The sequence below is a fragment of the Brachybacterium phenoliresistens genome (assembly GCF_039530785.1).
Classification (GTDB): domain Bacteria; phylum Actinomycetota; class Actinomycetes; order Actinomycetales; family Dermabacteraceae; genus Brachybacterium; species Brachybacterium phenoliresistens.
This window is the reverse complement of record NZ_BAAAOW010000010.1, coordinates 72,254-83,188: the sequence shown is the minus strand read 5'-3', so window position 1 is coordinate 83,188 and position 10,935 is coordinate 72,254. Positions and strand designations below refer to the sequence as shown.

General features: G+C 75.0%; 7 protein-coding genes. 2 read left to right on the top strand and 5 right to left on the bottom strand.

Annotation, left to right across the window (positions count from 1 at the left end):
* Positions 1 to 147: 147 nt before the first annotated feature.
* The 3 genes from ABD234_RS16690 to ABD234_RS16680 all read right to left on the bottom strand — a co-directional run bounded on the left by ABD234_RS16690 (position 148) and on the right by ABD234_RS16680 (position 5,319).
* Complete coding sequence (locus tag ABD234_RS16690) at positions 148 to 1,038, bottom strand: hypothetical protein (protein WP_344358663.1); 891 nt, start codon at positions 1,036 to 1,038, stop codon at positions 148 to 150.
* Between the two features lie 137 nt (positions 1,039 to 1,175).
* Positions 1,176 to 2,255, bottom strand: coding sequence for a hypothetical protein (locus ABD234_RS16685; protein ID WP_344358660.1), 1,080 nt, complete (start codon positions 2,253 to 2,255; stop codon positions 1,176 to 1,178).
* Between the two features lie 82 nt (positions 2,256 to 2,337).
* The gene (locus ABD234_RS16680; protein ID WP_344358657.1) at positions 2,338 to 5,319 is read right to left on the bottom strand and encodes a glycoside hydrolase family 2 TIM barrel-domain containing protein; all 2,982 of its coding nucleotides are present in this window, start codon (positions 5,317 to 5,319) and stop codon (positions 2,338 to 2,340) included.
* 112 nt (positions 5,320 to 5,431) lie between these two features.
* On the opposite strand from ABD234_RS16680, the gene ABD234_RS16675 reads away from it, so the two are divergent.
* Positions 5,432 to 6,946 carry a DUF3375 domain-containing protein gene (locus ABD234_RS16675; RefSeq protein ID WP_344358654.1) on the top strand — a complete coding sequence of 505 codons (1,515 nt, stop codon included), beginning with the start codon at positions 5,432 to 5,434 and terminating at the stop codon, positions 6,944 to 6,946.
* A 165-nt stretch (positions 6,947 to 7,111) separates the two neighbouring features.
* Here ABD234_RS16675 and ABD234_RS16670 read toward each other — a convergent pair whose 3' ends face one another.
* Positions 7,112 to 8,704 (bottom strand): MFS transporter, encoded by a 1,593-nt coding sequence (locus ABD234_RS16670; protein WP_344358651.1) that lies wholly within the window; start codon positions 8,702 to 8,704, stop codon positions 7,112 to 7,114.
* Positions 8,705 to 8,806: 102 nt separating this feature from the next.
* On the opposite strand from ABD234_RS16670, the gene ABD234_RS16665 reads away from it, so the two are divergent.
* Entirely contained in the window at positions 8,807 to 9,688 is an 882-nt protein-coding gene (locus tag ABD234_RS16665) for a helix-turn-helix transcriptional regulator (protein WP_038374063.1), read from the top strand.
* Positions 9,689 to 9,713: 25 nt separating this feature from the next.
* Here the strand turns inward: ABD234_RS16665 and ABD234_RS16660 are convergent, their stop codons facing one another.
* Positions 9,714 to 10,889 carry a hypothetical protein gene (locus tag ABD234_RS16660; protein ID WP_344358647.1) on the bottom strand — a complete coding sequence of 392 codons (1,176 nt, stop codon included), beginning with the start codon at positions 10,887 to 10,889 and terminating at the stop codon, positions 9,714 to 9,716.
* Positions 10,890 to 10,935: the final 46 nt, after the last annotated feature.

Sequence of the window (10,935 nt, the reverse complement as noted above, 5' to 3'; positions counted from 1 at the left end):
CGTCCGGGGCCGCGCGCGGTCAGCTCGGGAGCCCCGCGACCTGCGCGCTGCCGGGAATGCGGAGCGGCCCCCGCCGGAGCGGGGGCCGCTTCTGCCTGTGAGGGCTGCCGGGACCGGGAGAAGGCGGCCACGGACGGCAGCCGGCTCTCAGGCGCCGAGCTTCTTCTTCGCGGTGCTGAAGACGAAGTACGAGCCGACGAGGTAGACGACGCCGATCAGGAGGATCCGCGCGATATCGGCACCGAAGGTCGCGCGCACCGTCCCCTCGGTCAGCAGCCCTGCGGGGCCGAGGCCCATCGCGCCGGCGATGAACCCGACGACGAAGCTGAGGACCCAGTAGGCGATCGCGGAGACCGGCACCGCGACGGCGACGAGGATCCCGCCCAGACGGGCCTTCTCCCGGGCCGTGACGGCCACGATGACGGCGATGACGAACAGGGCGAAGGCCAGCACCACCCCGCCGCCGCCGATGACGAGGTTCGCCAGGCCCAGCCCGATCGCGCCGCCGGACTGGATGCCCATCTGCGCGTCCTGGGCGGCGCCGGCGCCGAAGATGTAGGCCAGGTCGAGGATCAGCCGGGCGAGGACGGCGAGCACCGACAGGGCGATCATCGCGATGCCCAGGGTGCGGATCCGCTTCCAGGCGACGCCGTCGGGACCCGGGGTCGCGCCGACCGCGCCGGGGTAGCCGGCACCGGCGGGGGAGGAGCCGACGGGCGCGCCCGCCGGCGAGCCGAAGGATGCCGAGCCCGCGGGCTGCGCCTGCTGGGGCACCTCCTGCCAGGAGCTCGCACCCGCCGGGGACCCGGAGGGGGCGCTCGCGGGAGCGCCGTAGGGGGAGCTCGCCGGGGCGGCGTACGGCGAGGCCTGCGGGGCGGGCTGCGGGGAGGCGGCCGGCTGCTGCCAGCCGTCCTGGCCCTGCCACCCGCCCTGGTCCTGCGACGGCGCACCCTGCCAGCTCTGCGGGGGTACCGGGTTCTGCGGGTCCTGGCCCTGCGGGGCGCCGGGGTACGGGGACGGGGGGTTGCCCTGGGTCATGGCGGGGCGCTCACTTCTCTCGCGTCACGGGTCGGTCCAGGCCCGATGGTCCGCGCCTGATCACCGACCACGATACCCGTCGCCGCACGTCACCTCCCGTTCGGGGAGGGGCGGGCGCGACTGGGGCCGCGCAGCGCTCACGACCGGCGCGCCGCCGACCAGGACAGGACGACGACCGCGGTCGCGGCGAGGAGCCACAGGAGCACGGAGGAGGAGTTCGCCAGCAGGTTCGCGACGGCGTACCCGGCGACCTGCGCGGCGGCCCCGGCCAGGGCGATCAGCTGGGTCACCGCGACGGCGACCACGCCCGCCCCGGCGGCCACGAGCACCGCGATCCACGCCGGCCGGCGGCCGTCCTCGCCGACGCGGCCGATGAGCGAGCCCAGCGCGATCAGCAGGGCTCCGTGCGCCAGGGCGCTCGGCGCGCCGGCCACCAGGGAGGCGAGCTGGATGCGGGCGATGAGGAGGCCCGAGGGCTCCCCGACGAGCAGGTCCCAGGCGGCGGGCAGGCGGACCACGAGCACCCACACGGTCGTGAGGACCATGAGGATCGCGATCGCGGTCACGGCGATCGCCGCCGCCCGCGCACTGCGCCGGGAGGCGGCGGGGACCTGTCCTCGTGGCGCGCCCGAGCCCTCGGCCTGCCGCTGCGGGGCGCGGACCGCCCGGAGGGCGAGGACCACCGCCACGGCGAAGCCCGCGGCGGCGACCAGGACAGGGATCCCCAGGGCGAGGACCCGCAGGATCGTGGGCAGCAGGGAGGCGGGCCGGTCCCCGCCCCCGGCGGGGAGCAGATGGATGATCCCGGTCAGAAGGGTCGGGAGGAGATCCGCCGCGAGCACGGCGAGGACGATCGCCACGACGGCGCCCATCGCCCCGCGCGGGGCCCGCGCGTGCAGCCCGAGGGCCGAGACCGCGGCGGCGGCTCCGGCGACGGCGAGCGGGAAGGAGCCGAGGAACGAGGAGACGACGGACAGGACCTGGATGGAGCGCATCCCGGCGGCCGAGGTGTACAGCATCGGGCCGATCACGAGCGAGCCGATCAGCTGCCATCCCGAGGCGAGCACGAGCAGGACGCCCAGCCCGATCGTGGCCCGGAGCCAGCGCCGCGTCCCGGCCGCCTGCCCGGCAGGGGCCGGGACCGTCCCCGGGCCGGCGTCGGCTCCGGGGGCGGACGGCGGGGTCGGTGCGAGCGGGTTGCGGCGGTGCGGGTCCATGGGTGCTCCTCCGGGGCCGGGCATCGGGCCGGGTCCCCTGAACGATCACACCGTAGTCGCCGCCGGCTGCTCCCGCGCCGTGTCAGCCCTCCGGAGCGCTGAGCGCCAGGCGGAAGGACACCGGGCGGGCGCCGAGCACGTACTGCGGCAGCGGCACGGGCCCGCAGGCGGCCGAGCCCACCCCGTGCAGCGCCGCCGAGACCGTCACCCAGGTGCGGCCGTCGGGGCGCAGGGCGCCGTCGTGGGCGCGGCGGTCCAGCTCGGCGCTGGACCAGGGGCGCACCGCCAGCCCCAGGCCCTCGGGCATGCTCAGGTGCAGCCCGCGGCCGGGGGCCTCGCCGCGCACGTGCGCGGAGACGACCCCGGCGCGGTTCCCGTTCTCCTGCGGCAGCACGTAGGGGACCTGGAGATCGTCCACCGTCGCGGCCCACGCCCCGAAGGTCGTGCCGCCCCCGGTGTCCGGGTAGGACTCGTGCGGGCCGAACCCCAGGTACCCGACCATGTCGAGGTCCCCGGGGGCCGAGAGGGTCCAGCCGACCCGCGGGAGCGGCAGATCCTCCGGCCAGGAGGCGCTGGGGGTCACCTCGACCTCGAGGACCAGGGCGGTGCCGTCGCTGGAGTAGCGCTCGCGCACATCGGCCCCCAGCGCGGTGCCGTCCAGGCCCAGGCGCCGCGTCACCTCGAGCACCCCGTCGCGGGCGGTGATCGAGACCAGGCGCGAACGGGCCGCGTCCAGGCCGATCCGCCGCCAGCGCGTCTCGAGGGCCACGTGGGTGAAGGCCCGCTCGTTGTCCACCGGTGCACGCCACAGGTCCACGCCCGCGCCGACGATGTCCAGCGTCCCCAGCCGCACCAGGCGGCCCAGGTCGTCGAGCTCCGCCGGGCCGATCCTCCAGCCGCGCCCCTCCGGTGTCGGGGCGGCGCTCGGGGCGGGCAGGGCGAACTGCTCGGCCAGACGCCCGGCATCCACGTGCGAGGCGGCGACGACCACGTGCCCGGCAGGGACGGGGCCCTCGGCCTCGCGGGTGAGCAGCCGCACCGTCACCGCGCCGTCGGCGAGAGCGGGCAGCGGGATCTCTGCTCTGCCGCCGGGGGCCAGCTCCGGCAGAGTCAGCGGTTTCCAGCTGCGCTGGTCGTCGACCGACACCTCTGCCCGCAGATGTGCGAGGTCGCGGAAGGCGTAGCGGTTGGTCACGCGCGCCGCGCCGTGCGAGACCTCCAGGCCGACGGGGGAGTAGTGGTGCGCGGCGTCCTGCAGCGCCGGCGACGGCGTGCGGTCCGGCAGCACCAGCCCGTCGGCCACGAAGTTGGCGTCGTGCAGGCGCTCGCCGAAGTCGCCGCCGTAGCCGAAGATCTCGTTCCCCTCGGCGTCCCGGGTGCTCAGGCCGTGGTCGATCCACTCCCAGATGAACCCGCCGTGCAGCGAGGGGTAGCGGTGGACCAGGTCCATGTACTCCTTCAGCGAGCCGGCGCCGTTGCCCATGGCGTGCGCGTACTCGATCCACAGGAACGGCTTGGTCAGCGCCGGCGGCTCCGCGAGGAGCTCCTCGTCCGGGGTGACGCCCAGGTGCTCGAGCATGGCGCGCAGCTTCGCCCGGGTGGGCTCGGACAGGTCCTTGCGGCCGATCTCCTCGCTCTCCGCATGGGTCGGGTACATCAGCGAGAAGACGTCGACGTGCTCGGCGAGGTAGTCCTGCTCGTAGATGACCGGCCGGGTCGGGTCCACGGCCCGCACCCGCTCGATCATCGCGTCGGTCACCGGGCCGGTGGAGGCCTCGTTGCCGATCGACCACAGGACGATCGAGGGATGGTTCAGGTCGCGCCGCACGAACCGGTCGGTGCGCTCGATCAGGCTCTGGCGGAACAGCTCGGAGGCGGCAGGACGCTCGGCCGCACCGGTGGCGTCCTCCCCGGTGATGTCCAGATGGAACCCGTGGGCCTCGAAGTCGCCCTCGCAGATGACGTACAGGCCGGCCTCGTCGCACACGTCCAGGAAGCGCTGATGCGGCGGGTAGTGGGAGGTGCGCACCGCGTTGATGTTGTGCCGCTTCATGAGGGCGACGTCGAGGTCCTGGTTGTCCGGGTGCTGGGTGCGGCCCACGACGGGGTCGGCCTCGTGGCGGTTCACGCCGCGGAAGACGATCCGCTCCCCGTTGACGCGGAAGATGTCCCCGTCGACCTCCACCCGGCGGAACCCGGTGCGCAGGCGGACCGTCTCCGCGGCCGATGCCACGCGCACGTCGTACAGCGCCGGCGTCTCGGCGCTCCACGGCTCGACGGCGCCGACCTCGAGCACCCCGCCCTCGGCGGGGAGATCGGCCGCGATCTCGAGCTCCGGGATCTCCACGCGCACCGGGAGGCCCTCGCCGCTGATGCCGCAGGCCCGCACCGCGAGGCTCCCCGTGCCGGAGGCCGGGTCGAAGTCGGCGTGGGTGACCAGGTCGTGGATGCCGCCGGCAGGGCGCAGCAGCAGGTCCACGCTGCGGAAGATGCCGCTGGCCCACCACATGTCCTGGTCCTCGAGGTAGGTGTTGGCCGACCACTGCACCACCCGCACCTCGAGCAGGTGCGGGCCCTCGGCGGTCACCAGGTCGGTGACGTCGAACTCCTGGGTGAGGCGGCTGCCCGCGGTCACCCCGACCACGGCGCCGTCGATCCAGATCTTCGCGGCCGAGTCCACGCCCTGGAGGCGCAGCAGCACGCGGCCGCCGTCGGCGACCGTCGCCGACCACTCCTCGGGCGTCTCGATCAGGCGCGAGTAGTGCCCGGTGGGGTTCTCATCGGGCACGTGCGGCACGTCCCGCGGGATCGGGTAGACGATGTTCGTGTACTGGGGCGCGCCGTGGCCCTGCAGCTGCCACAGCCCCGGCACGGTGATGGGGGAGACGGTGCCCAGGTCCGAGCCGTCGGCCCGCATGCCGTGGCGGAAGTCCCAGGTGCCGTCGAGGGAGAGGGCGGGGGCGTCCGAGGTCAGGTGGGCACGGCCGCGCAGGCGACCGCGGCCCGCGGGCAGGGCCTCCCACCAGCGATCGTGCGCGGGGGTCGTCGGGGCAGCGGTGGTCATCCTCGTCCTCCTGGTCGTCACGGTCCGGCACCAACCTACCGGGCCGGGGGATCGGTGGGGAAAGCGCTCGCGGTGCGGGAGGGCTCCGTGCGGATTGGTAGGCTCGCCGCTTGTGAGCACGCCCGAGCAGACCCCCGCGCGAGATCGTCGCGCCGACGCGGTCGCCGCGCGCAAGGAGGAGTACGAGCAGCTGCGCCGGCTGAGCACCTGGCGCCTGCTGTCGGCGACCAAGGCGCCTGCGGTGCTGTCCATCCTCCAGTCCGTCTTCCCCGCCGGGAACCGGCGCCTTCCCCGCAGCGAGCTCGTCGCCCGGGTGGAGACGCACGTCGGCCTGCTGCACGACGAGGAGCAGGACCCCGAGCGCGGGCGCACCGGCCGCTCCGCCGCCGAGTACGTGGACGCCTGGGTGCGCGAGGGCTATCTCACCCGGCGCGATGACCCGCAGCGGGTGGAGACCACCTTCGAGCCCTCTCCCGCGACCATCGACGCGGTCCAGTTCATCGCGTCCCTGCAGGAGCATCGGCCCACCACCACCCAGTCCCGCCTGCAGCTGGTCATCCAGCAGTTCGACCGCCTCGCCCAGGAGACGGAGACCGACCGCGACGCGCGCCTGGCGGACCTGCAGCGCCGCCGTGCCCGGATCGAGCAGGAGATCGCGGAGCTCGCCCAGGGCGAGCTGATGCTGCCCAGCCCCGAGTCCTCCGTGGACCGTCTGCGGGACATCCTGCAGATCGCCGCGGAGCTGTCCGGCGACTTCCTCCAGTACCGCGAGGACCTGCGCGGCGTGGACCTGCACCTGCGCGAGCAGATCCTGTCCCCGGAGGGCTCCCGCGGCGAGATCCTCGAGCAGCTGCTGGCCGGCGACGACCTGCTGGGCCAGTCCACGGTGGGCCGCACCTTCACCGCCTTCTTCCGCATGCTCAACGATCCGGTGCAGACCCGCCAGGCCCAGGAGGTCGTGGACCGCCTGCTGGAGCGGGACTTCGCCTCCGCGCTCACCCGGGACGAGCGCGAACGCCTCGCCAACGTCTTCAGCGACCTGTACGAGCCGGCGCAGGAGGTGCTGGACGTCAAGACCGAGCTGTACCGCTCCCTGGCCCGGTTCGTGCGCAGCCAGGACTTCCGCCAGCACCGGGTGCTGCTGGACCTGCTGCAGGAGGCGCAGGGGATCGCCCTCGCCCAGAAGGACGAGGTCCCCCCGCGCGATCCGTTCCCGCTGGAGATGCATGTGGCCCGGGCACGGATCGCCTCGGTCGCCCAGCATCAGCTCAAGGACCCCACCGACCCCGGCGCCCCCGTCGAGGCGGAGGTCCATGACGCCACCACCCTGAGCGTCGAGGTGCTCGCCGATCTCGTGCGCAGCAACGACATCGACCTGGTGGGCCTGAGCTCCGCGGTCAACACCGTGCGCGGCCGCGCCGGGCAGGCCTCCATCGCCGACGTCCTGCGCGAGCAGCCCGCCACCCAGGGCCTGGCCAGCGTCATCGGCCTGATGTTCCTGGCGACGCAGCACGCGCAGGTCCGCGAGGGCTCGACCGAGATCGTCACCTGGCGGGAGCTGGACGGCAACGACTACGCCGCCCGCATCCCCGCCTTCTACTTCCTCGACGACGTCCCCGCCGACTGACCGTCCCTGCTGCCGTGCCCTGCGAGCACAGGGTTCCATGGCGGCGTGCTCGCGGAAACGATCGGAGTGAATCCGTCGCTACGAGATCCCCCGGAGTGAATCCGTCGCTTCCCGGCGAGGTAGCGACGGATTCACTCCGGGCGATGGCGCGTCGCGCGCCCGGGGTCAGCCGGCTGGCCTGGCCGATGCCGGCGCGGCGTCGACGACCGGCGCGGCCTCGGCGGGCGGTGCGGCGTCGGCCACCGGTGCGGCGTCGGCCACCGGTGCGGCGTCGGCGGGCGGGAGGGACATGAGCGAGCGGGCCAGGGCCGCGAAGACCAGGGCGCACAGGGCATGCACGGCGAACACGACGCCCAGCGCGTGATCCATCGCCGCGGCCGCGTCCGCGGCGGTGCGCCCGGTCGCCGCGTCCGCCGCCCCGCCGGCGGCATCATGTCCGGCCAGCGACCAGAACAGTCCGCCCAGCAGGGCGACGCCGAGGCTGAGGCCCAGCTGCTGGACCGTCGCGAACAGCCCGCCGACGGTGCCGGCCGCCTCCTGGGGCGCGCGGGAGAGGACCGTGGTCAGCACCGGTCCGAACATGCACGCCTGGACGACGCCCATCGGGATCAGCGCCCATTGCAGGGTGGCGAGGTCGTCGTGCCCGGTCGCGGAGAGCCCGGCGATCGCCAGCAGGATCAGCGACTGGACGACGGCGGCACGCAGCATCGTCCGCTCCCCGGCGCCGGGCACCAGGCGCGGCAGCAGGGCCGAGGTCGCGATGAACGCGATCCCGAAGCCGAGCACGAGCAGGGCCGGGCCCATCGGCCCCATGGCGTAGCGGGACTGGGCCAGCGCCGCCAGCTCGTACAGCATCGCGCCGTAGGTGGTGAAGAACAGCAGAGCCATCACCAGACCGCGCCGCACCACGACGACGCGCAGCACCGACGGCGGCACGACGGGGATGCGGCCCGCCCGCTCGGAACGCAGCTGCAGCGCCCAGAACGCCACCAGCAACAGGCCGCCTCCCACCAGGGCGGCGAGGGACCAGGCGGGCCAGCCCGAGGACGGTCCGATGGTCAGCGGCACGACCAGCATCAGCAGGGCGGCGCCGAGCACCGCGGAGCCGGGCGCATCCAGGTCCAGCGGGTGCGGGGAGCGGCTGGCCGGGACGGCCCGCAGGGCGAGCACCCCGGCGAGGGCGAGCAGCCCGGTCAGGACCTGCACGGCCCGCCAGCCCAGGTGCTCGGGCAGGGAGGTCGCGACGACGCCGGCGACGATCTGCCCCAGCACGGTGCTCACGCCGCTGACCGCCGCGAACAGCATCAGCCCCCGGGATCGGGCGGCGCCCCGCGCCGTCGTCTGGATGGTCGCGAGCACCTGCGGGGTGAGCAGCCCTGCGCCGATGCCCAGCAGCACCCGCAGCACGACCATGCTCGCGAGCCCGGGGGCGAACGCGGTGGCGATGCTGATCACGGCCATGGCCAGGCCGCCGATCCGCAGCATCCGCCGCCGTCCCCACCGGTCGCCGATCCGCCCGGAGACGACCAGGCCCGCGGCGAAGGCGGTGGTGTACGAGGCGAGGACCAGCTGCTGGCCGGCGGGGCCGGTGCCGAGGTCGTGGCCGATCGCATCGGCCAGCACGTTCACGCTGCCGAAGACGAAGTTCACCGGCATCACCGCGATGAGCAGCACGGCGAGCCCGGCGGCGGTCAGTGGGGCGGGAGGGGAGGAGGGCCCCGCCGCGATCGGTGGGGCGGAGAGGGGTCGTGTGGTCATGGCGACCACCCTCGGCTCCCCGTGATCCTGTGACCAGGAGCCCGCTCATCATGGTACTGACGCCACCTGGCTGTGCCGTCGAGGCGGGGCCACACTGGAGGCATGGAGAACTTCCGCGATCGACGCCAGGAGCTGGGCGCCTTCCTCAGGGCGCGCCGCGAGAAGGTCTCCCCGGCCGATGCGGGGCTGGTCGCGACCGGCCGTCGTCGCACCCCGGGGCTGCGCCGCGAGGAGGTCGCCCAGCTCGCAGGCGTGGGCGTGACCTGGTACACCTGGCTCGAGCAGGGGCGGGCGAAGGGCGTCTCGGAGCAGGTGCTCGATGCCGTGGCGCGGGTGCTGCGGATGAGCGAGGCGGAGCGCCACCACATGCTGGTGCTCGCCGAGCGCACCCCGGCCAAGCCCGCCCCGCCCATGGCCCTGCGCCCCGAGCACGTGTTCCTCCTGGAGCAGATGCTGCCGTGGCCGGCGGCGGTGCAGACCGAGGCCTACGAGATCGTCGCCTCCAACCGGGCCTACCGCTTCCTGTTCGCGGACCTGGACGCGTACCCGCCCGACGACCGCAACTGCGCCTGGCTCATGTTCACCGACCCGGTGTGGCGCGGCAGCCTGGTCGAGGAGGAGCTCGTGCTGCCGGAGATCGCCGCCCGGCTGCGCGCCCGGCAGGCCGAGCATCACGAGGAGCCGCGCTGGCGGGCCCTGGTGGAGCGCCTGCGCGAGGGCTCGGAGGAGTTCCGCGGCTACTGGGACCGCCACGAGGTCGCCGACGACCAGCCGCGGCTGCGGCGCTACCGCTCCCCGCGCGCCGGGCTGATCACGGTGCACTTCCAGAGTCTGTGGCTGGACCCGGCGCTGGGGTCCCGCCTGATCGTCCTGGTCCCGGCCGATGCCGAGTCCCGCGAGCGGCTGCAGCGCAGCGCCGCCCTGCTGGAGGCGGCCCCGGCGTGGACGGCCCGCGAGGACGCGATCGACGCCCTCGCCGGCTGAGGGCCGGGACCGCGACGCCGGCAGGTCAGCGGTCGCGGCCGGAGCCGTCGCCCGTGGTGCCTTCCCGGGGATCGGCGTCCTCGCGGTGACGCTCGTAGTACTCCTCGTAGTCGACCTCGGCGCCGATCTGTCCGTCCGCATACGGCGAGGCCGGGTGCTCCGGGTGCGACGCGCCCTCCGGGGCGGGGCCATCCGGCAGCGCGGCGTCGGCCGGGGGAGCCGTCCGATCGGGGGCGACCCGCGGCTCGGCCGGATCCGGGGCCTGCTGCGATGCGCCCGATGCGGCGTGCTGACCGGCCCGGTCGGACTCCCGGTCGGGGACGGGCTCTCCGTCGGGGGAGGCCGGGGCGCGGAAGGTCACCGCGTCCTCGGAGTCCGGACGCAGGATCTCGACGTCGTCCGACGCCTCGGCCGCGCGCCGGCCGTGCCCCTCGGGACGGCCCTCCCCGGGAGCCGGGGCCGCGGCGCGGTCCTGGTCGGCGCGCTCCCGGTCGGCACGGTCGGGGTCGTCGAGGTCGTGGTCGAAGGCGGCGAGCGCCGCGGCGCCGGCCGCCACGCCGGGGCCGGGGCCCGCGCCGACGCCCACCCCGGCTCCGCCGCCGGCGGCGACGGCGGCGGCCGTCGGACCGACCTCGCCGCGGCGCGCGTCCTCGGCATCGTCCCGGTCGGCGACGTCGCGGTCGACGGCCTCACGGTCGACGGAATCGCGGTCGACGGACTCGCGGTCGACGGACTCGCGGTCGACGTCGTCGTGGACGTCGTCGGGCCGCGGGGAGCGGCCGGTCGCGGTCCGGTCGTCCTCGCCGGGGCCGGGGTCGAGGCGGTCCGCCTCGGCGAGGCGCTCGGCGACCGCCTCGCGGGAGCTCTCGACATCGGCGCGCTCGTGCTCCGCCTCGGCGGCCCGGCGCTCGGCGGCGAGGCGCTCCTGCTCGGCCTCCGTGGCCTTCTGCTCGGCGTCCAGACGGGACCGCTCCGCCTCGAGCTCCGTCGCGCGGGCCGACAGATCGCGTTCCTGGACCTCCTGCTGCTCACGCTGCGCCTGCTCGCGCAGCTGGGCCGCGCGAGCCCTGTCGGCCTCGAGCTGGGCGGCGCGCCGCCGGCGCGAGGCGACCACCCCGGCGACGATCAGGACGATCACCAGGAGCGCCAGGAGGATGACGATGGCGATGATGACAGGGGTGGAGATGGGCAGGTCGTTCATGATCAGCTCCTTGTCGTCGGCCTCTTCGCCGAGCAGGCGGAGAGGA